Source organism: Bradyrhizobium lablabi (genome assembly GCF_018131005.1).
GTDB lineage: Bacteria > Pseudomonadota > Alphaproteobacteria > Rhizobiales > Xanthobacteraceae > Bradyrhizobium > Bradyrhizobium lablabi_D.
This window is the reverse complement of the sequence record NZ_JAFCJK010000003.1, coordinates 248,152-269,823: the sequence shown is the minus strand read 5'-3', so window position 1 is coordinate 269,823 and position 21,672 is coordinate 248,152. Positions and strand designations below refer to the sequence as shown.

The following is a 21,672-nucleotide window of genomic DNA, read 5'->3' as shown; positions in this document are numbered from 1 at the left end:
CCCGCAAGCAGGCGGGAGGGGTGATGCCGGCCTGCGGAAAGGCCGGTTTAACCGAAACCATCGCATCAGCGATCCGCGCGACCGATCACATCCATCAACTCGGCGATCTTGCGCCGCTGGTCGGCCTTGTCGCCGGCCGAGATCGCATGCTCCACGCAATGGGCGACGTGATCGCGCAGGATCTCCTCCTCGACGCGGCGCAGCGCCGCGCGCGCCGCAGCGATCTGCGTCACCACGTCGATGCAATAGCGATCGTCCTCGACCATGCCGGCGAGGCCGCGGATCTGCCCTTCGACCCGCTTGAGCCGTTTTAAGCAGGATGTCTTGATCTCTTCGCGCATAGCCCTCATATACCCCCATGGGGTATATGGTTCAAGAGGTCTGGAACAGTTTCGTGGCACAGGCAGAGCACAACCATTCGCACGCCGATCATCATCGCGGTGCGGCCGCGCAGTCCTGCTGCAGCGGCAAGCACGATCACGGCGCGGGGGCCGCGGAGTCGACACTTGCGATCGATCCGGTGTGCGGCATGAAGGTCAATCCGGCGACCGCCAAGCATCGCGTCAGCCATAAGGGCGAGGTCTATTTTTTCTGCAGCGAACGCTGCCGCGAGCGGTTCGAGGCCGAGCCGGGAAAGTATCTCAAGCCGCGTCAGCCCGAGCCGCCGATGCCGGCCGGCACGATCTACACTTGCCCGATGCATCCGGAGGTGCGGCAGGTCGGCCCCGGCAATTGCCCGATCTGCGGCATGGCGCTCGAGCCCGAGCAGGTCTCGCTCGACGACGGACCCGATCCAGAACTGATCGACATGACCAGGCGCTTCTGGATTGCGTTCTGGCTGACGCTGCCGGTCTTCGGGCTCGAGATGGGCAGCCATCTTGGCCTGATGCATCTGGTGCCGCAGAACTGGTCGAACTGGATCTCATTGGTGCTGGGGACGCCGGTCGTGCTGTGGGCCGGCGCGCCGCTGTTCGTGCGCGGCTGGCAGTCGCTGGTCACACGCAATCTCAACATGTTCACGCTGATCGCGATGGGTACCGGGGTCGCCTACGTCTACAGCGTCGTCGCCACGCTGGCGCCGGGTCTGTTCCCATCAGCCTTCCGCGACACGCATGGCGCGGTTGCAGTGTATTTCGAGGCGGCGGCCGTCATCACCGTGCTGGTGCTGCTAGGCCAGGTGCTGGAATTGCGCGCACGCGCCCAGACCTCGGGCGCGATCCGCGCCCTGCTGGGCCTCGCGCCCAAGACCGCGCGGCGCATCACCGACCACGGCGACGAGGACGTTGCGATCGATGCGATCAAGGTCGGCGATCGCCTGCGCGTGCGGCCCGGCGAGAAGATTCCGGTCGACGGCGTCGTCATCGAGGGCCACGCAGTAATCGATGAAACCATGGTCACCGGCGAATCGATGCCGGTGTCGAAAGACGAGGGCGCCAGCGTCATCGGTGGCACCGTCAACCGGAGCGGCGGCCTCGTGATGCGCGCGGAGAAGATCGGCCGCGACACCATGCTGGCGCGGATCGTCGATATGGTTGCCAAGGCGCAGCGCTCGCGCGCGCCGATCCAGCGGCTCGCCGACCGCGTCGCCGGCTGGTTCGTGCCGGCGGTGATCGCCGCCGCCGTGCTCGCCTTTATAGCCTGGGCCGCCTTCGGGCCGGAGCCGCGCCTGACCTTTGCGCTGGTCGCCGCGGTCACGGTGCTGATCATTGCCTGCCCCTGTGCGCTCGGACTTGCAACGCCGATGTCGATCATGGTCGGCGTCGGTCGCGGCGCGCATTCCGGCATCCTGGTCCGCGACGCCGAGGCGCTGGAGCGGATGGAAGCGGTCGACACGCTGGTGATCGACAAGACCGGCACGCTCACCGAGGGCAAGCCGAAGGTGACGCGCATCATGCCGGCCGAAGGTTTCGACGAAAACGCGCTGCTGCGCCTTGCGGCCAGCGTCGAGCAGGGCAGCGAGCATCCGCTGGCGCAGGCGATCCTCGCTGCCGCCAGGGAGCGCAAGCTCACGCCCGTCGCGGTCTCTGGCTTCGCCTCCCCCTCCGGCAAGGGTGCGGCCGGCAAGGTCGATGGCAGGCAGGTAGCGCTCGGCAATGCCATGCTGATGGGTGAGCTGAAGGTTGCAACGATCGTGCTGGACCCGGCCGCCGAGGCTGCGCGCAAGAATGGTGCCACCGCGATCTACATCGCTGTCGACGGCCGCATCGCCGGGGTGATCGCGATCGCCGATCCGGTCAAACCGTCGGCGATGGAAGCACTGCAGGCGTTGCGCGCCGACGGTCTGCGCATCGTGATGTTGACCGGCGACAATGTGACGACGGCGCGTGCGGTGGCGCGGGCGCTTGGTATCGACGAGGTCGAGGCCGGCGTGCTGCCGGAGCGCAAGAGCGAGGTGGTTCAGTGGCTTCGCAGCGAAGGCCGCATCGTCGCGATGGCGGGTGATGGCGTCAATGACGCCCCGGCGCTGGCGGCTGCCGATGTCGGCATCGCCATGGGCGGTGGCACCGATGTCGCAATCGAGAGCGCTGGTGTCACGCTCCTGACCGGCGATCTGATGGGCCTGGTCCGCGCACGGCGGTTGTCGGTCAAGACAATGCGCAACATCCGCCAGAATCTGGCGTTTGCCTTCGTCTACAACGCCGCCGGCGTGCCGATCGCGGCCGGTGTGCTGTATCCGTTGTTCGGCATTCTGCTGTCGCCGATCATCGCCGCCGCCGCGATGGCGCTGTCCTCGGTCAGCGTCATCGGCAACGCCCTGCGGCTCGCGCGCGCGAAGCTGGATTAGGCTCCTGTCGCCTCTCCCCGCGAGAACGGGGAGAGAGTACGGGCCGTCCTAAGCACGCGTGGCGCGCGACACTCGATCTCGGCATCGAGCCAGGTGGCGAGATCCGCACTCACCTCGACCATCGGCAACCGGACTTCGGGACTCTCGATCAGCCCCTGCCGCCACAGCCAATGCTTGGCTGGCGCCGGGCTCGGTTCGGCGAACAACAGCTTGGTCAGTCCGGCGACGCTCCGCCATGCGGCCAGCGCGGCTTCGCGATTGCCTTGCTGCAACAGCGTCCGGATCGCGGCGAAGGTTTCTGTTTCCAAATGTGCCGACAGCAGGATCGCGCCGTCGGCGCCGTCGGACAGTGCATCGAAGGCTTGCGCGTCCTCGCCGGTGAGCACGCGGAAGCCGGCCGGCCGCCGGTCGATAAAATCGATCGACTGCGCGCGGTCGGCGCAGCAATCCTTCATGCCGACGATATTGGGATGCGCGGCGAGTGCGAGTAGCGTCTCGTTGGTCAGGTTCACGGCGCTGCGGTAGGGGATGTTGTAGAGCACGATCGGCCAGGCAGCGTGATCGGCAAGCGCCATGAAGTGTTGCAAGAGCCCGCGCTGTGACGGGCGGGTGTAGTAGGGGCTCGCGATCAAATAGCCGTCGATTGGCCAGTCAGCCGTTTCGTCCAGCAGGTCCTTCATCATATTGGTGCTGGCTCCCGACAGTCCGAGGCAGAGTGGCAAGTTGCGGCAGCTTGCAGCGACTTCGCCCCGCACCACGCTCACCAGCCGTTCCAGCTCCTTCATGCAAAGTGACATGCCCTCGCCGGAGGTGGCGCCGAGTACGAGGCCTTCAACAGGGCTGCTTGCGTAGTGCCGCGTAAGGCGGCGCAGTGAGGGCTCGTCGAGATCGCCATCGTGGAAGGGCGTGATCAGCGGCAACCACAGGCCCTGCAATTGGTCTCGTAGGTTGGTCATGTTTCATCTCCTTGGGGAAAGCAGGCCGGAGACGGGACCCAACAAAAAACCCCGTCCGGGCGGGCGGGGTTTCGGGATCGTCAAATTGCGAGAATGATCTTATCGCGCGCGATCTCGTGCCCCCGGGCAGGGAGCTTTTTTCGACGAGAGGCCTGCGCACGAAATCGTGATCATGTGCTGATGATGCTGCGGTGCGCTGTCGTTGTCAATGTCAGCAAAGACCACCGTCACGTGCAGGCGAAAAAAAGCCGGGCCCATAAGAGCCCGGCTTAAGGTATTGGCCACGTGAGGCCGACACAATCACCTTCCAAGAGGGATTACTGAACTTCCGCGCCGCTGGAGGAGGGGGACATATGCGCGACGCGACCGCTCAGCGTGTAAGCACTATGATCCCCATCGTCGCCATGCAGCAACCGTCCGAGCCGCATGTCAGACATGCGGAGATTTGGGGGCGTCTCGAGGCAGTTACGCCAAGCGCGCATAAGCGCCTCGCGTCAAGAGGGCCAGCGCTGAGCCTTGCTGACGACGAAGTCGCGGAACACCTGCACACGCGCTACTGTCTTCAACTCTTCAGGATAGACGAAGTAGGTGTCGAGGGCGATCGAGTCGGACTCGCCGAACAACTGCACCAGACGGTTGTTCTCTTCGACCAGATAATCCGGCAGCGCGGCGATGCCGAGGCCCTGCTGACAGGCACGCACCAGTCCAAGGATGTTGTTAACCTTGAAGTAGGGTTCGCGCGGACCGGAGCCGTTGCGGCCGGCATCGATCAGCCAACTGCGGTTCTGCAAGTGCGGCGGCACCTGGGAGTCGCCGAGCATGATGATGCGGTGCGAGTCGAGATCGTCGAGCGTCCGCGGCGTACCGAAGCGCTTGATGTATTCCGGCGAGCAATAAGCATGGAATCCGATCGAGAACAGCTTTCTCTGGATCAGATCGGGCTGCGTCGGCTTGCGGGTGCGGATTGCGACATCGGCCTCGCGCATCGACAGGTCGAGATCCTCGTCGGTCACGATCAGCGAGATCCGGATGTCCGGATAAAGCGCGGTGAACTCATCGAGCCGTGGGATCAGCCAGTTGATGCCGAGCGCAGGTGGCGTGGTGATCTTGAGGTCGCCGCTCGGCCGCTCACGGCTGTCGGTGAGCTTGGCACGCGCTGCCTGCAATTGCATGAACACGTCATGCGCGGTGCGGAACAGCAGGTCGCCTTGTTCGGTGAGGATCAGTCCGCGCGCGTGGCGGTGGAACAGCGACACCGCAAGCTCCTGCTCCAGCGCGCTGACCTGGCGGGAGACCGCCGATTGTGAAAGCCCAAGCTGCTCGCCGGCATGCGTGAAACTGCCCGCTTCCGCCGCAGCGTGAAAGACCTTCAGCTTGTCCCAATCCATATCAGTAAATCCGTCGCGAGATCGTGCCATGATTATTCCGCCGCTGCGCGATCGCTCGCGCGAAGAGCCAGGAAACGCTCCGCCTCGAGTGCCGCCATGCAGCCGAGGCCGGCGGCCGTAACCGCCTGGCGATAGGTCTCATCCGCCACGTCGCCGGCCGCAAACAGGCCGGGAACCGAGGTCGCGGTCGAATTCGGCGCCACCTCGACATAACCCGAAGTTTTCAGCTTGATCTGCCCCTTGACGAGATCGGTCGCCGGCGCGTGCCCGATCGCGACAAAGATGCCGTCCGTCGGTACGTCCGTCAGTGTGCCGGTCTTGACGTTCTTCAGCCTTACATGGGTGACCTTGCTGGGGTTCTTACTCCCGCGGATTTCGTCAACGACCGAATCCCAGACCACCTTGATCTTGGGGTGCTTGAACAGGCGATCCTGCAGGATGCGCTCAGCGCGGAAATGATCGCGGCGGTGCACGATGGTCACCCGGGATGCGAAATTGGTAAGGAACAGCGCTTCCTCGACCGCGGTGTTACCGCCGCCGACCACCACGACCTCCTTGTTGCGATAGAAGAAGCCGTCGCAGGTCGCGCAGGCCGAAACGCCGAAGCCCTTGAATTCCTCTTCCGACGGCAAACCGAGCCAGCGCGCCTGTGCCCCGGTGGCGAGCACCACGGTATCGGCGAGATAGACGTCGCCGCTGTCGCAAGTCAGGCGGAACGGCCGCTGGCCGAGTTCGAGCTTGTTGACGTGGTCGGTGATGATCTTGGTGCCGACATGGGCGGCCTGTTTCTCCATTTGCTCCATCAGCCAAGGGCCCTGGATCACGTCGGCGAAGCCCGGATAGTTCTCTACATCGGTCGTGATGGTGAGCTGTCCGCCAGGCTGGATGCCTTGGATCAATACCGGCTCCAGCATCGCGCGCGCTGCGTAGATCGCCGCGGTGTAACCGGCTGGGCCGGACCCGATGATGACGATCTTGGCATGGGCAGGCGCGGGCATCGGCGGATCCCTTTGTTTTGGGGACTTTGTTGAGGACTTGTGCGGAAAGCGCCCGCAAACGGGTCGCGGCGGCGCTAAAAGTGTCAAATCCCAGTTTATGATATCTGGGTAGCTATGCAAGAATTGCAATCCATGGCCGCGATTTTTCCCCGGAACTGCAGTTAAAGGTCGCGAAATCGTGCACTGCACGCGCAATAAAATTGCGCATCACGGCTCGCCTGCGCTATGAACCATCGGCAGACCTTGCCGAGCCTTCCAAGCCCTAAGGAAATGTAGCCGCGTGTCGAAGAACCTTGACGAGATCGACCTCAAAATTCTTGCCGAAATCCAGGCCGACGGCCGAATCACCAATGTGGAACTGGCCAAGCGCGTCGGGATCTCGCCGCCCCCCTGTCTGCGCCGGGTCAGGACGTTGGAGGAGGAAGGTTACATCCAGGGCTACCGCGGCCTGCTCGATCCGCGCCGGCTCGGCTTCGATGTAACGGTATTCGCCGCGGTGCATCTATCGAGCCAGGCCGATGCCGATCTTCGTGCCTTCGAGAATTTCGTCCGCGCGGAGCCGCTGGTGCGCGAATGCTGGATGCTGTCGGGCGAAGTCGATTTCATCCTCAAATGTGTGGCGCCCGATATGGCGACGTTCCAGGATTTCGTCACGCACCTCACCGCGGCGCCGCATGTGCGCAATGTCAGGACCTCGCTGGTGCTGCACAATTCGAAATACGAGGCTGCGGTGCCGCTGGCTATCAAGGCGGCGGGGTGAGCGACCGGACTCCTTTGCCGGCCGCTCCTCGCGATGACGCGGTAAGAGCGGCCGCTACTTCTTTCGCATCTCGTCGACGCTGATCGGGCCCGGTCCAGAGGTCGAGAGATAGAGACAGGCGAAGCAGAACAGAATCGCCGCGGTGCCGCCATTGAGCAGCGGCAGAAACACCGGCTCGGCCGGGTTCTTGAACATATGGCCCAGGAAGTAGGCGAAAGCCATTTCACCCGACAGGATGAAGGCGACGGGCCGCGACAGCAGGCCGATCATCAATAACGCGCCGAGGACGAGTTCAATCGCACCCGCGGTCATGATCAGCGGGGGGACGTTGGCGAAGTACGGCATCGCCGGAAATTTGAAGATCTTCGCGACGCCGTACTGAAACAACAGCAGTCCGGTGATGAACCTGAACAGGCTCAGCACCACCGGTTGAAACTTGGAGAAAACCTGGTCCATTGTCATTTACCCCCTGTTTGCCCGCGCTGGTGCGTTGTGCGCGACGCAGCGCAATACGGTGTCTGTCGCCCCGGTACGATGTCAACACCTTGTGAGCGAAATCATTCCTCGCTGCACGGCTGTCCGACGAACGCGCAGATATGATTATATCTGATAATCAAATCGCTTTCTGCGGCGATTTCCTGTCGCAGTTTTCCACTCACAATGCCGTGCGCGCAGCAAAAAGCCGCGTGCAAGACGCGGCTCTTTTCACCCTGCAGCAGAGGCGAAATCTATCGCCACTCGACCTTGGTGATCTCGTAGGCCTTGGCGCCGCCAGGTGCCATCACCTCCACGGTCGTGCCCTTCGTCTTGCCGATCAGCGCGCGCGCAAGCGGCGAGGTGATGGAAATGCGCCCCTTCTTGGCGTCGGCTTCGACCTCGCCGACGATCTGCCACACCGCCTTCTTTTCGGTATCCTCGTCGACCAGCGTCACGGTCGCGCCGAACTTGATGGTGTCGCCGGAGAGCTTGGAGATGTCGATCACATCGGCGCGCGCGAGCTTGTCCTCGAGCTCTGCGATGCGACCTTCGTTGTGCGACTGCTCTTCCTTGGCGGCGTGATACTCGGCATTCTCCGAGAGATCGCCATGCGAGCGCGCCTCCGCGATGTGTTCGATGATGCGCGGACGATCCACTGATTGGCGATGCTTCAACTCGTCCGTCAGCGCGGCATAGCCGACCGCAGTCATCGGAACCTTTTCCATCATCTTCGTCCTTTATCGTGCGCGGTTTGACGTGCACGAGTATCCAGTTCATCTAACGCAGGAGCAGGGCTGGAAAGCCCTGAAGCCCACTGACTTTCGGCCCCGCTAAGGGCCGTGACAACATCCAATCGCGCGGTGAGTTCCAGCCATTCGGCTAATTGCTGACCGTTTCGTGGCCTGATTTGGCCCGGATGCGGTCAGCTTTCGGAAAAGTAACTCTGAAGCGTGCGGACCTCAAGGTCCCCGTCCCGGTAGGCACGGATCCCCTGCGCGGCCGCCACCGCGCCGGAAAGAGTGGTGTAATATGGCACTTTATGCAAGAGGGCAGCCCGCCGCAGCGAGCGGCTGTCGGCCAATGCCTGCGGGCCTTCGGTGGTGTTGAAGACAAGCTGGACGTCGCCATTGGTGATGGCATCGACGATGTGCGGACGTCCTTCCAAGACTTTGTTTACCTTGTCGGCCGGCACGCCGTGATCCACGAGGTAGCGCTGGGTGCCTGATGTTGCCATCACCTTGAAGCCGAGGGAGTGCAGCAGCCGCACGGCGTCGGAGATCCGAATCTTGTCATCGCCGCGCACCGAGACGAACACGGTGCCTTGACGCGGCACACGCGTGCCACCGCCAAGCTGGCTCTTCGCGAATGCCACCTCGAACGAGCGGTCGATGCCCATCACTTCGCCGGTCGAGCGCATCTCCGGTCCGAGCACGGTGTCGACGCCGGGGAAGCGCGCGAACGGGAATACCGATTCCTTGACGCCGACATGGCCGAGCTTTTTCTTCTTCAGCTTGAAGTCGGCAAGCTTCTCGCCGGCCATGATGCGCGCGGCAATCTTGGCGACCGGCATGCCGATCACCTTGGCGACGAACGGCACGGTGCGAGATGCACGCGGATTGACCTCGAGCACGTAGATCTCGCCGTCCTTGATCGCATATTGCACGTTCATCAGGCCGATCACGTCGAGTCCGAGCGCGAGTTCTCGCGTCTGGCGCTCGAGCTCCTCGATCATGTCGGTATCCAGCGAATGGGGCGGTAGGGAGCAGGCGGAGTCGCCCGAGTGAATGCCGGCTTCCTCGATATGCTCCATGATGCCGACGATAAAGACGTCCTTGCCGTCTGAGAGGCAGTCGACGTCGACTTCGGTCGCATCGGACAGGTAGCGATCGAACAGCAGCGGATTCTTGCCGAGCACCGTGTTGATCTGCCCGGTCTTGTCGTTGGGGTAGCGCGCCTTGACGTCGGCAGGCACAAGCTCGGGCAACGTCCCGAGCAGATAATCATTGAGCTGCGTCTCCTCGCGGATGATCTGCATCGCGCGCCCCCCGAGCACGTAGGACGGACGCACCACCAGTGGCAGGCCGAGATCGGCGGCCACCAGGCGTGCCTGCTCGACCGAATAGGCGATGCCGTTCTTCGGCTGCTTGAGGCGGAGCTTGTCGAGGATGCGCTTGAAGCGGTCACGGTCCTCGGCGAGGTCGATCGCGTCGGGCGAAGTGCCGAGGATCGGCACGTCTGCGGCTTCGAGCGCGCGCGCGAGCTTCAGCGGCGTCTGGCCGCCGAACTGCACGATCACGCCGTGCAACGTTCCGTTCTTGCGCTCGGTCGCAACGATCTCCAGCACATCTTCGGATGTGAGCGGCTCGAAATAGAGGCGGTCGGCGGTGTCATAGTCGGTCGACACCGTCTCCGGATTGCAGTTGACCATGATGGCCTCGTAGCCGGCATCGCCGAGTGCGAAGCAGGCGTGGCAGCAGCAATAGTCGAACTCGATGCCCTGGCCGATGCGGTTCGGTCCGCCGCCGAGGATGATGACCTTCTTGCGGTCCGACGGCTCGCTTTCGTCGGCGAGGCTGCCGGCGAACGGGCCCTCATAGGTTGAATACATGTAGGCGGTCGGCGAGGCGAACTCCGCGGCGCAGGTGTCGATGCGCTTGTACACCGGGCGGACGCCGAGCGCGTGGCGCTTCGTCGTGACCTCGGCCTCGGTGGTTTCGGTCAGCACCGCAAGCCGCGCATCGGAAAAACCCATCGCCTTCAGCATGCGCATGCCTGTGCCATTAGGCGGCAGGCCGTTGGCGCGCACCCTTGCTTCCATCTCGACGATGCCCCGCATCTCGGCGAGGAACCACTTGTCGATCTTGCAGGAGTTGAAGATCTCCTCATTGGACCAGCCGAGCCGCATCGCTTGTGCGACCTGGAGCAGGCGATTCGGCGTCGGCGTGCCCAACGCTGCGCGGATCGCGTTCTTGTCGTCGCCGCGGCCGAGGCCCTCGATCTCGATCTCGTCCAGCCCGGTGAGCCCGGTCTCGAGGCCGCGCAAGGCCTTCTGCAGGCTCTCCTGGAAGGTGCGGCCGATCGCCATGACCTCGCCGACCGACTTCATCGAGGTAGTCAGCGTGGGGGAGGCGCCAGGGAACTTCTCGAACGCGAAGCGCGGGATCTTCGTCACGACGTAGTCGATGGTCGGCTCGAACGATGCCGGCGTGGCGCCACCGGTGATGTCGTTGGCGATCTCGTCGAGCGTGTAGCCGATCGCGAGCTTGGCCGCCACCTTGGCGATCGGGAAACCGGTGGCTTTCGATGCCAGCGCAGAGGAGCGCGAAACGCGCGGATTCATCTCGATCACGACCATGCGACCGTCGTCCGGATTGATGCCGAACTGCACGTTGGAGCCGCCGGTTTCCACGCCGATCTCGCGCAGCACCGCAATCGATGCGTCGCGCATGATCTGGTATTCCTTGTCGGTCAGGGTCAGCGCCGGCGCCACCGTGATGGAATCGCCGGTGTGCACGCCCATCGGATCGACGTTCTCGATCGAGCAGATGATGATGCAATTGTCCTTCCTGTCGCGCACCACCTCCATCTCGTACTCTTTCCAGCCGAGAACGGATTCCTCGATCAACACCTCGTTGGTCGGCGACGCGTCAAGGCCACGCTCGATGATGTCGAGATATTCCTCCTTGTTGTAGGCGATGCCGCCGCCGGTGCCGCCGAGCGTGAAGGAGGGGCGGATGATCGCGGGCAGGCCGATGTCGGACAATGCCATCAGCGCTTCGGCAAACGCCTGCTGCTGGTAGCGCTTCCTCCGCTCGTTCTCGCCCGCATCCCAGTTCCGCTCGAATTCGTCCAGTCCAGCGCCGGACAGCTTGGCGCGATCGGCGAGATATTTGTCGCGATCGGCCTTCTTCAGCACCGAGGCGTTGGCGAGCCGCGATTTCGGCGTCTGCAGGCCGATCTTCTCCATCGCATTGCGGAACAGCTGGCGGTCTTCGGCCTTGTCGATGGCGTCGGCGGTGGCGCCGATCATCTCGACGTCGAACTTTTCCAATGTGCCGTGCTTGCGCAGCGACAGCGCGCAGTTCAGCGCAGTCTGCCCGCCCATCGTCGGCAAGAGCGCGAAGCCGCCGGGGACGACGTGGCGCTCTTTTTCGATAATCTTGGCCACGATTTCAGGCGTGATCGGCTCGATATAGGTCGCGTCCGCCAGCTCCGGGTCGGTCATGATCGTCGCCGGGTTGGAATTGACGAGGACGATCCGATACCCCTCTTCCTTCAGCGTCTTGCAGGCCTGCGTGCCGGAATAGTCGAATTCGCAGGCCTGGCCGATCACGATGGGACCGGCGCCGATGATAAGAATGGTGGAGATGTCGGTTCTTTTGGGCATCAGCTCTCGCGGACAGGAATTTAGGCACAAAAAAAGGGCGCGCGTCCTGCGCGTCCCTCGAGCCTAGAAGCGCGATTTCTCGCGCGCGGGTGGTCTTTAGACCAGTTTCCGCACCCGCGAAACCCCCAAAGGAGGCCGATCGACCCCGTTTTTGTGGGAAATCCGGCGAATGAGCCGGCTCGCCCTGGCCCTTCCGGCCGGGACCGGCCGGCTTGCCGGGCCGAGGCCCGCGAAGCAGGCGAAGGCTGGAGGCCCGGCCTGGATTTGAACCAGGATAAAGAGCGATGCACCGCTCCCGCGTCGACGCTTTCCGCCACCGGGCCGAGCGGATCATCGCCGACTATTTCAGCCTCGGCCACACTTCCCTCTGATTAACCCTAACTGCCACACGGTCACGTTCAGTGCTGCGCAACGAATGTCATTCGCCACGGATTGTGCCCGATGTTGCGGGGGGCACGCGTCGCGCTGAAGCCGGCGCCGCGAAGTTTCGCGATCATCTCGCCCTCGCCGTAGCGCTGCAGGCCGATCCTGGTGCGCAGTTGCCGGTAATCGGAGAGCGCGGTGCTGATCAACCCGATCAGGGCATCGCGCAGGAAGCCGTGGCGTGCCGCGAAGCGCAGCAACGCCAGGACGTCCCTGATCATGCCGACCTCGGGCCGCAGGACGTCGCCAAGCACGAAGCGGCCCGACGGCCTCAAGAGCCGGTGGATCACGCCGAAGGCAGAGTCAAGCTCCTCCGGCGTCATGTATTGCGCAACCGAGTTCATCACGACGAGGTCGACCGAGTTCGCGTCCATCTTCTTGAGATCGTCGAGCGAGCGCACGCGGATATTGGTGTCGGGCGCGAAGCGTGCGATCAGCCGGCCGCGCACGCCGGGCGCGGGCTCGGCCAGATAGAGCTTGGCGCAGGCATTGGCGACCTTTGCCGCCGAGAGCGCCTCGCCGCAAGCGTAATCCAGCACCACGGCATCAGGCGAGGTGATATAGCCGATGATGTCGCGCGCGATGGCCTCAAAGTGCAGGTCGCGGTGCAGCCTGCTCACATAGATCGTGTGCGTGGAATCGTAATAATCGATCCATTCATCCATCGCGTTCGGGGTCCGGCAGAATGGTTCCTGGCGCAGGAACTGGCGGGTGCGTGATGCGTTAGCGGTTTGGCGCTTGATGTTCAATCGCGCCGATATCCGGGTTCCTAACAGGAAGGTTCGACGTGAGCAAAGCCAAGTCAGACAAAATTTCCCCCGATCTCGATACGCCGAGCGATCTGCCGAAAGCTGCGGTGGAGCAGATCTCGGCCTCGCTCAACACGCTTCTGGCGGATGCCTTCGCGCTCTACCTGAAGACCAAGAATTTCCATTGGCACGTCAGCGGCCGCCACTTCCACGACTATCATCTGATGCTGGACGAGCAGTCGGACGCCATCTTCGCCACCACCGATCAGCTTGCCGAGCGGGTGCGCAAGCTCGGCGGCGCGACGCTGAAGTCGATCGGCCAGATCGCCAAGCATCAGACCATCAAGGACAATGACGAGGACTACGTCCCGCCGCGCGAGATGCTGCGCGAATTGATGGATGACAACAAGCACATGGCGGCCGCGATGCGCAAGGCGCACAAGCTTGCCGACGATCATGAGGATTCCGGCACCGCCGGCCTGCTCGAGACCTTCATCGACGAAACCGAGCGCCGCACCTGGTTCCTGTTCGAGGCAAGCCGTCAGGAAGGCAGCAACGCGGCGTAGCGCAGCGACGCAGCAATCCATCCTTGCGGAGCGATGGATTGCTCCCGCCTTCGCCAACGCCATGGCGGACAAGTCGCTTCGTTTTGCAATGAACGAGCCATACGTCCGCGTTCCCGCGATGTGCTGCACCCGAGGTCTGCCTTACTTCTCGCCCCGCCTTGACAGAGGGCGCAGGGAAAGCCGGGTGCCGATTGCACCCATGGGCCCGGTGCAACAAAAAGCACCGGGGTAGGACCACAGGTGAAACCGGAAACGACCCGGCTTTCCCTGCGCGATGGTTTACGGCTTATACGTGATCTCCTCGGTGAGACCGGGCTTTGTTGCCACCGTCATCAGCAAGAAGCGTTGGCCTCTCGCGGACTTAACACCAGCCACTGGGGCGTCAGGACCACACGACTTCACCGTCCGCCTCACGCGTGCTCGTCAGTCACGCAATCGGCGTCCACCGCATCTCACCGCAACGTTCGTGACGATCGCGAGCCGCCCCTCATTCGGGTGAGACGGACGGATTAGACTGCTGATTTGGGTCAAACGCGAAGCGGAATATTTTGCGCGTAGGGGCTTGCCGCGTCGGGCAAATCAGTGATCCGCAATTCCCGGCGAGAACGCGCACGCATCCTGTCGTCACGCGATGGCAAAGATCAGGTGTAGCGCCACGGTCACCTACCGCATTCCAAACACGTGCGGTGTACTTTTTGAACAGCGGCGCCGTTTTTGCGGCTGCGAACGAGCCGCCGTCGGGCCGTCTGCGTGGGAACGATCAACGGTCGGTAAGGTTATGTGCATGTGCCAGGTCGCACTTTTGTGTGTTGATGGCCCCGGCGTTTTAGCGCCAAGGGCTCCCCGTCGTTGCCAGAGAGAGGGGAGTGCGAAACGCGATGGAGCGAACGGTTTCTGTTTCAGCATTCGCGATCCTGGTCGCGATATTTAATTGCGATGCGACCGGCGTCCTTATCGACAAGGCAAGGGCGGCATCCGTGGGCGGCGCAACCACGGGTCAATCGGCGATGCAGGCCGTCCCGACCGCCCCTCCAGGGATTGAAGCCGCTGCACCATCGAGAACGCTCGATACCGAAACGTTGGCAGCGCTGGTGACGCGGGCGAAGCGCCTGCTGGCCCTCGGCGACATCGTCTCGGCGCGATTGCTGCTCGAACGGGCCGCCAATGCGCAGGACGCAGCTGCGGCTTTCCTGCTGGCACTGACCTACGATCCGGCCGTGCTCGGAGTGCGCGATGTGCGAAGCATCGCACCCGACCCGGAGACGGCCCGCGACTGGTACTGCAGGGCCGCCGGCCTTGGCTCGGCGGACGCGCGACAACGGCTCATGCAACTTCAGAATATTCCATCGCGAGGATGCCATGCGTCAGCACCTTAGTATGCCATTTAGAATGTTGTTTGCCGCGACGATGATGGCCTTCGGCGTTGCGGCTCATGCTGAAGAGGCCGACTATGACCCGGCCAGGGTCAGCGACAGCCTGAAGGCGGTCTTCAAATTCGGCTCGGCCTCGACCAAGAAGGCGATGAACGCCAATACGGTCACTCTGCTGACCGGCACGATCGGCGGCACCTATGTCCAGTTCGGCGCCGACCTTGCTTCCGTGCTCGACGACAACGGCAATCTGCGCATCCTGCCGATCATCGGTCGGGGTTCGGTGCAGGGCATCGCCGATACCCTTTTCCTGAAGGGCGTCGATCTCGGCATCGTCCGCGCCGACACGCTCGACTATCTGGAGAAGAAGGGCTTCGCCAATGGCATCAAGAAACAGTTCACCTATGTGACCAAGCTCTACAACGAGGAGATGCAGGTCATCGCACCAAAGGCCATCAAGAATCTGCAGGATCTCGAAGGCAAGACGGTGAGCGTCGACCTGCCCAATGGCGGCACGTTTGTGACTGCACTGACAGTTTTCGAACGGCTCGGGATCAAGGCGAACCTGGTCTATATCGAGCAAAGAGTCGCAATGGAGAAACTGAAGAAGGGCGAGGTCGACGCCGTCATCGTGGTTGGCGGCAAGCCGTACGTGTCGGTTGCCACCTTCAAAAATGACGGCCGCTTTCATCTCGCTGCAGTGGACTATTCGAAGTCCCTGCAGAACGATTATCTGCCTGCGAGGCTGACCACAGAGGACTATCCGAATCTGATTCCCAAGGGGGAGACGGTGGACACAATCGCAGTGCCGGCGGTGCTTGCCGCGTACAATTGGGCACCCAACACTGAACGCAGCCGCAAGCTTGCCCTGTTCGTGGACGCCTTCTTCACGAAATTCGCGGCTTTGCAGAATCCGCCGTTTCATCCGAAGTGGAAGGAGGTTTCCCTGTCGGCACCGCTCGCCGGCTGGAATCGCCTGCCGCTTGCACAGCAATGGCTCGACAAGCACGGCATCGAACCGGCGAGGCGACAACGCTTTGAGGCATTCCTGCAAGACAACCCAGCCGTCGCCAACATCCAATCGGAGGCCGACAAGGAAGCACTGTTCCGGCAATTTCAGGCCTGGGAGGAGACGAGGAACGCGCGGGCGGAGGTGGACCCGCAGGTGGACTCCAAGAAGGTCCGAGACCGAGATCATCCACGCCGCCACGCCCGCAGATCACACACCGCAAGACGGGCGCTCGACGCCTCAAACCGGCAAGGTGCGGTGGCTCAATGCGAGCAGTACGGTCAGCGCGGCGACCGCGCCGGTGCAAACCCCTGCGGCCGACCGGGCGAGGAAGCCTGGTGGAACCCGTTCCCCAGCCCCACGCAGGGCATCCCGACACCAGGCAATGGCGGCTCGGCGGGCACTTCATATCGGCTGCAATGACAGCGCACCCAGCCAGTAGCGGCATCGGATGCTCCCGAGGAAGCTTCGTCAACGACGCCGGTTGAGCGGCCGGCACATCCGTTCACAACTCTGTTATTGTGACCTATCGCGCTCTTCGCCTGCCTCAACTGGGCACCTCGCGCTTGTTGTTGTACCTTCGGACCAAACTGCACGATCTGCCAGGGAGGAATTTACATGACCGCCGTCCTGCTCAATCGTCGCTACCTTCTCGCCGCTGGCGGCTCCGTCCTGGCAACCGGGGCTGCCGGACTGCTGTTGCCGGCCCGCGCGGAAGGCCTTGCACCGACTGAAACGATGTCGGGCGGGGCGAACAACTACCGCAAGGGCGCGCCGATCGTGGATCGGATCGGCAAGGGTGGCTTCTGGATGAGTGGCACCGTGCGCCGGGCAGGCGACGGGGCTCCGCTCGCCGGGCAGCGCATCCAGATTTGGGCGCACACGACCGAGGGGCAGGAGCAGGAGCCACAGAGTCATGGGGCGACGCTCACCGACAAGAACGGGGCGTTCCGCCTCGAGATGCCCCAGATCATACCCATCTTTGGCCAACCGCACGGACACCTCGCCTATGACAGCGGTGAATTCAAAACCGTCTTTCTGCGGCCGGTGATGCGGAGCGCAAAGGATACCAGCCTGGAGGCGCATTTCGTCCTTCAGCCGGCCTGACCGAGTTGGAATCAAAAGGGAAGAGATCGGCTCGGGCGCCCCTGATCTGGGCCGCCCTTGTGGCCGCCATCTGCGTGCCGATCGCCGCTGCGGCGGCGAGCCCACTGCTCGCGTGGCGCGGTCCGGTCTACATCCTGGCGGGATTCGCGGGGATGATCGCACTGGGTCTTGTGCTCGTCCAGCCCCTGCTGATCGGCGGATACTTGCCCGGGCTTTCGGCTTATCGCGGACGGCGTGCACATCACTGGATCGGAGGCGCGCTGGTCGTGGCGCTCGTGGTCCACGTCGGGGGGCTCTGGATCACCAGTCCGCCGGACATGATTGACGCTCTTTCCTTTTCATCGCCGACGCCGTTCTCCCCCTGGGGTGTGACCGCCATGTGGGCCATCTTCGCCGTCGCGATATTGGCTGCACTCCGCCGGCGATTGGGACTGCGAGCGCGAACCTGGCGCGTGGTTCATATGCCGCTCGCGGTGGTTATCGTCGCAGGCAGTGTGGTCCATTGCATGCTGGTCGAGGGGACGATGGAGACGGTATCGAAGGCGGCCCTTTGTGCACTGGTCCTCGGCGCGACCATAAAAGTCATGGCTGACTTGCGGGTGTGGAGAAAGCGACCGACGTCGCGCGGAGAGAGCATCGTGCGACAGTAACCAGGAAGAATTGTCAGCGGTAAGAAGCTTCAGACACGTATTCGAGTTGGGTCAAAAGTGCCGTTCGGGAGGTCGGCCGGTCACTTCCGGTCCACCGCGATAAGCGGACCATCTACAGTCGGACCGCACGTCGCATTGGGCCAATATGCGACATCAGCCTTAGTGGGCATCCCATCTGATCTGTCGTACAATCGCATCTAGGTTGGATCGTGGGCCATGGTGCAGGAGCGGCCAGTCCGGGTCGAGCGGAGGTTGTCGGCGATATTGGCCGCCGACGTAGCTGGCTACTCGCGGTTGATGCACAATGACGAAGAGGCGACCCATGCCAAACTGGCCGCGCTCCTGACCGACGCCGTCGCCCCGGTAATTGCCGAACACGGCGGCCGTGTCGTGAAGAACACCGGCGACGGGTTTTTGGCGGAGTTTCCGAGCGCGGTCGAAGCCATCCGAGCTGCGGTGCAGTTCCAAGCGCGTGTTAGCGAGCTTACAACCGGTGTCGTGGAAGAGAGACGCATTGTATTCCGCGTGGGCGTCAATATTGGTGACGTAATCGTTGAACCCCACGACATCTTCGGCGACGGAGTTAACATTGCTGCGCGGCTTGAAAGCATCGCAGAACCGGGCGGCATCTGCATCTCGTCTGCTGCCTACGATCAAGTCCGAGGCAAGGTCGGCGTTGAGTTCGCCGATCTGGGTGAGCAGAACCTCAAGAACATCGACGACCCGGTGCGGGCCTATGCCGTTAGCCCGAACGCGAAAACCGACCGAGCTGCTTCGCTGCCATCATCAACTCCCCGGTTGTCCATCGTTGTTTTGCCGTTCGCAAACATCGGAGGCAATCCCGAACAAGACTACTTCGTCGATGGCGTGACAGAGAGCCTGACCACCGACTTGTCGCGGATCAATGGCGCGTTCGTGATTGCGCGCAACACCGCGTTCACCTTCAAAGGTAAGGCGGTCGACGTAGTGAGGCTCGGACGCGAGTTGAACGTCCGCTACGTGCTCGAAGGGTCGGTGCAACGTGGTGGCAACCTCCTTCGGGTCAACGTGCAACTGGTCGATGCCGAAACCGGCAACCACCTCTGGGCGGAGCGTTTTGACAAGCCCGTTGCCGACCTCTTTGACATGCAGGACGAAATCGTATCGAGGCTCGCCAACTCATTAAATGCCGAGCTCGTTGCCGCCGAGGCCCGGCGAGCGGAGCGTTCACCGCATCCAGACGCGATGGACTTGGTGTTCCGAGGTAGGGCTTGGTTTAACAAGGGGCTGACCCCCGATTATATGGTACAAGCGCGCGGCTTTTTCGAGCAGGCCATGGCGCTCGATCCGGGAAATATCGAGGTTATGGTCGGTTTGGCGCGGGTCGATGCCGTACTCGGAGCCGCCCTTATGACCGACGACTATTCAGCGCGGTTCATCTCGGCCGAGGCGACTTTAACCAAAGCGCTATCGCTCGCGCCGAACCACGCTTTGGCGCACGTGTATCTGGGCCTCGTGCAAATATTTACGAAACGGGTGGCTCAAGGCATCGCTCAATGCGAGCGGGCACTGGCGCTGGATCGCAATTTGGCCGGCGCTCACGCTCTCATCGGCGTCGCCAAGTTTTTACTTGGTCGAGGCGCAGAAACCGAACCTCACATCAACGAGGCATTCCGCCTTTCTCCTCGCGACACTATCGCCCATCGATGGCTGGTATGGGTTGGCCTTGCCAAGGCGCAGCTCGGTGCCGATGCCGAAGCAGTCGTCTGGCTGCGCCGAGGCCTTGACGCAAACCGAAATTATTCCGCCGCGCATTTCCCTCTCGCGGCTGTGCTGGTGCGGCTCGGGGAGCTGGACGAAGCGCGAGCCGCAGTGCAAGCGGGACTCGCGCTCGATCCGAGCTTCACCATTCGTCGCTTTCGTGATGCCACGTATGCACGGAGCGACAATCCGACCTTCCTTGCCTGGCGCGACCGTGCGATTGAAGACATGCGGTTGGCCGGGGTGCCTGAGGGCTGATGTCCGAGTTAGGTCAAACTGAGAAAAACTCAGTACGAGCAATGTTTTCCGCTTTACCCTCGAACCGGGACATTGCTCGACGCATTCGGCTTGTCCGAAAGGGGCCAATGCCGTCGACTAACGCATCGACATCCGCCCGGCGCATCAGTTCACGTTTCTTCTCCATCAAGCGCAACTGCAGTAGTACCGGCGCGGATTGCAGCCGCGCCGTCTTTTTCGCCAAGAGTGCACAGCAGGTGCTGTTCAGCTTCTACTGTGCCGAGAAACTCGCCGCTGTTTGCGACTTCACGATTGGCGGCGGATTCCATTTGCCGGTCAGCGCATCGGACTTCGGACTGTAGAGACGCATGGTCAGGTTGAAGGCTCCCTTCGGCGCCGGAAGCCAGTTGGCTTCCATGTCCTTGCCTGGGCTTTCGTTCTGGAAGTAAAGATCGAGCGACCCGTCGGCATTGTATTTGAACGGCATCCAGCTGCTGACGGCAAAACGGTTCAAGACGTTGCCGACCTGGAAGCCTTCCTGATCGTAAAGGGTGATCGACCAGAATGCATTGACCGGCGGCGCCGCGCCCTTCTCGAACGTGATGGTGTATTTGCTCGCGCCGTCGAGCGGCTTGCCGGTTTCGTCGCCGAGATTGAGCGGATAGATGGCATCCTCGGGCAGGTTGGCGCCCAACCCCAGCTGCGCGACGATGGCTCGCTTCAGATAGTAGTTGCCGTAAACACCCATCGTGTCGGTGTTCATCGACCAGCCATTGACGACCCGCGCCAGCGTCGGCACCTTCCAGGCCATCAGTTTCTGTCCGTCCTGCGGGGCGGTCTCAAGCGCCCGCTGCACGACCGGATCGAGCTTGCCGATATCAAAGCTCTTGCCGGGCTCGATGCCGATCCTTTTCATCTGCGCGATGATCGGCTGGTCGGTGATGTGCGGCGGGTGAAGCTTCAGCAACTCGGCGGCATTGGCGAAATACACGCCCGCTGTCATCGTATCCACCTGGACCTTTGGTGGCGTCTTCATGTCGACGCTTGGGTCCGGCTTGAATTCAATTGGCTTGGGCGTCTTGCCATATTCGGATAGCAGGCTGACCTTGTAGCCGGCCTGGATCTTATGGACGGCATCGTAATCCGGTGGACCGTCGGTCTTGGTGCGGCCGATTACCCAGACATAGGGCGTCGGCGCGTCGATCCGCTGGGTATCCTTCGGAAGCTTGAACTCTTCCGCAAACCTGTCGCGCAAATCCGGCCGCCAGCCCGGCGGGGTAATCAGAAACGTCCCGGCCTTGGTGCCGGTGGTTCGCCAGCCCGGCGATGCGAAGACGTCGGTCCACATGTCGAGCATCGGCAGCAGATAGTAGCGTCCATTGGTATCCGGCGCCGATACGACGACGGGCTCCTTCGTCATGTCGAGCCATGCGATGGAGTACAACGTGTCGAAGTTGGAGCGCACCACGCCTTTGAAATTGGCCGGCGGATATTCGGGCACATTGACGAACATGTTCATCGGGCCCTTGCCGAATTCCTTGCCGGGCTCGACGTTGGTGAATTGCTTGCGGGTCACCTCCATCGACAGCAGCGAATAGAAATAGATGTAGGCGTCGACTGCGATCGCGTGCGCCTCCTGCTCGGTGATGGCCTGCGCCGCTTGGGCCCGAGCTGCAGGCGACGCGGCGGCGCCGAGACAGAGAGACAATGTCAGCGCCAGAATTCCTCGAAACATATCGAAATTCTCCTCATGTAATGGGGCTGTGGTGTGGTGGCTTGAAATCCTTTCCCGCCGCGCCGCGCCGGGTGTGCAAGTGGACATGCCGCATCGGCTGCATCAAACGCCGCGCGCCGCGCTTGCTTTGTCAAAACAGATCGTTGGAAATATCTTGTACAGCCGATTATCGAACAGCATTCGGCCGCCTGCAGCAGCACCAAACTAGCACGAATGGATCATCACGGCCAACCAGGGACATTGGCGTGTCGCGGCGTCATGTCCTCGATTTATGTCGGTGCGGCTTGCCGAGCGGTATGGCGTTAATGCCGACGGCGTGATCGCCATCAACATTA

Annotated in this window: 16 protein-coding genes, 1 tRNA gene and 1 pseudogene; 8 read left to right on the top strand and 10 right to left on the bottom strand. The window is 62.5% G+C overall.

Translation table 11 applies throughout. From position 1 onward, the window contains the following. Positions 1-65 precede the first annotated feature (65 nt). Complete coding sequence (locus JQ553_RS11155; RefSeq protein WP_212499986.1) at positions 66-341, bottom strand: metal-sensitive transcriptional regulator; 276 nt, start codon at positions 339-341, stop codon at positions 66-68. Positions 342-394: 53 nt separating this feature from the next. Between JQ553_RS11155 and JQ553_RS11150 the strand changes: the two genes are divergently transcribed. Continuing rightward, positions 395-2,785 (top strand): heavy metal translocating P-type ATPase, encoded by a 2,391-nt coding sequence (locus JQ553_RS11150; RefSeq protein WP_312015123.1) that lies wholly within the window; start codon positions 395-397, stop codon positions 2,783-2,785. Here the strand turns inward: JQ553_RS11150 and JQ553_RS11145 are convergent. The 3 genes from JQ553_RS11145 to trxB form a co-directional block, all read right to left on the bottom strand. Continuing rightward, complete coding sequence (locus JQ553_RS11145) at positions 2,782-3,741, bottom strand: 4-hydroxy-tetrahydrodipicolinate synthase (protein ID WP_212499985.1); 960 nt, start codon at positions 3,739-3,741, stop codon at positions 2,782-2,784. The two genes, JQ553_RS11150 and JQ553_RS11145, sit on opposite strands and share 4 nt — an antisense overlap. Before the next feature lie 494 nt (positions 3,742-4,235). Then, on the bottom strand, positions 4,236-5,159 hold the full coding sequence (locus JQ553_RS11140; protein ID WP_212499984.1) for a LysR family transcriptional regulator: 924 nt from the start codon (positions 5,157-5,159) through the stop codon (positions 4,236-4,238). Between the two features lie 2 nt (positions 5,160-5,161). Continuing rightward, on the bottom strand, positions 5,162-6,127 hold the full coding sequence (trxB, locus tag JQ553_RS11135) for a thioredoxin-disulfide reductase (RefSeq protein WP_212499983.1): 966 nt from the start codon (positions 6,125-6,127) through the stop codon (positions 5,162-5,164). A gap of 280 nt (positions 6,128-6,407) precedes the next feature. On the opposite strand from trxB, the gene JQ553_RS11130 reads away from it, so the two are divergent. Next, a complete protein-coding gene (locus JQ553_RS11130) occupies positions 6,408-6,887 on the top strand; it encodes an Lrp/AsnC family transcriptional regulator (protein WP_212499982.1) in 480 nt (159 codons plus the stop codon). 54 nt (positions 6,888-6,941) lie between these two features. Here JQ553_RS11130 and JQ553_RS11125 read toward each other — a convergent pair whose 3' ends face one another. From JQ553_RS11125 to JQ553_RS11105, 5 genes are all read right to left on the bottom strand, one after another. After that, positions 6,942-7,343, bottom strand: a complete 402-nt coding sequence (locus JQ553_RS11125) for a DoxX family protein (RefSeq protein WP_212499981.1) — start codon at positions 7,341-7,343, stop codon at positions 6,942-6,944. Between the two features lie 272 nt (positions 7,344-7,615). Beyond that, positions 7,616-8,089: a transcription elongation factor GreA gene (greA, locus tag JQ553_RS11120; protein ID WP_212499980.1), complete on the bottom strand. Its 474-nt coding sequence runs from the start codon at positions 8,087-8,089 to the stop codon at positions 7,616-7,618. A 197-nt stretch (positions 8,090-8,286) separates the two neighbouring features. Next, a complete protein-coding gene (gene carB, locus JQ553_RS11115) occupies positions 8,287-11,751 on the bottom strand; it encodes a carbamoyl-phosphate synthase large subunit (RefSeq protein WP_212499979.1) in 3,465 nt (1,154 codons plus the stop codon). A 246-nt stretch (positions 11,752-11,997) separates the two neighbouring features. Next, positions 11,998-12,074 (bottom strand) — tRNA-His (locus JQ553_RS11110). A gap of 75 nt (positions 12,075-12,149) precedes the next feature. Further along, complete coding sequence (locus JQ553_RS11105; protein ID WP_212499978.1) at positions 12,150-12,839, bottom strand: class I SAM-dependent methyltransferase; 690 nt, start codon at positions 12,837-12,839, stop codon at positions 12,150-12,152. Positions 12,840-12,961: 122 nt separating this feature from the next. Here JQ553_RS11105 and JQ553_RS11100 point away from each other — a divergent pair, with 122 nt between their 5' ends. From JQ553_RS11100 to JQ553_RS11075, 6 genes and pseudogenes are all read left to right on the top strand, one after another. After that, a complete protein-coding gene (locus tag JQ553_RS11100; RefSeq protein ID WP_212499977.1) occupies positions 12,962-13,489 on the top strand; it encodes a Dps family protein in 528 nt (175 codons plus the stop codon). Positions 13,490-14,367: 878 nt separating this feature from the next. Further along, the gene (locus tag JQ553_RS11095) at positions 14,368-14,865 is read left to right on the top strand and encodes a hypothetical protein (protein WP_312015122.1); all 498 of its coding nucleotides are present in this window, start codon (positions 14,368-14,370) and stop codon (positions 14,863-14,865) included. Continuing rightward, a pseudogene (locus JQ553_RS11090) lies at positions 14,849-16,024 on the top strand (TAXI family TRAP transporter solute-binding subunit); the annotation flags it as partial. The gene JQ553_RS11095 and the pseudogene JQ553_RS11090, both read left to right, overlap by 17 nt. Positions 16,025-16,486: 462 nt before the next feature. Beyond that, positions 16,487-16,975, top strand: a complete 489-nt coding sequence (locus tag JQ553_RS11085; RefSeq protein WP_212499976.1) for a Twin-arginine translocation pathway signal — start codon at positions 16,487-16,489, stop codon at positions 16,973-16,975. Positions 16,976-17,034: 59 nt separating this feature from the next. Next, the gene (locus JQ553_RS11080) at positions 17,035-17,625 is read left to right on the top strand and encodes a ferric reductase-like transmembrane domain-containing protein (RefSeq protein WP_312015121.1); all 591 of its coding nucleotides are present in this window, start codon (positions 17,035-17,037) and stop codon (positions 17,623-17,625) included. A gap of 216 nt (positions 17,626-17,841) precedes the next feature. Continuing rightward, positions 17,842-19,623 (top strand): adenylate/guanylate cyclase domain-containing protein, encoded by a 1,782-nt coding sequence (locus JQ553_RS11075; protein ID WP_212499974.1) that lies wholly within the window; start codon positions 17,842-17,844, stop codon positions 19,621-19,623. 250 nt (positions 19,624-19,873) lie between these two features. Here JQ553_RS11075 and JQ553_RS11070 read toward each other — a convergent pair whose 3' ends face one another. Next, positions 19,874-21,337 carry a DUF1254 domain-containing protein gene (locus JQ553_RS11070; RefSeq protein WP_212499973.1) on the bottom strand — a complete coding sequence of 488 codons (1,464 nt, stop codon included), beginning with the start codon at positions 21,335-21,337 and terminating at the stop codon, positions 19,874-19,876. Between the last annotated feature and the right edge of the window lie 335 nt (positions 21,338-21,672).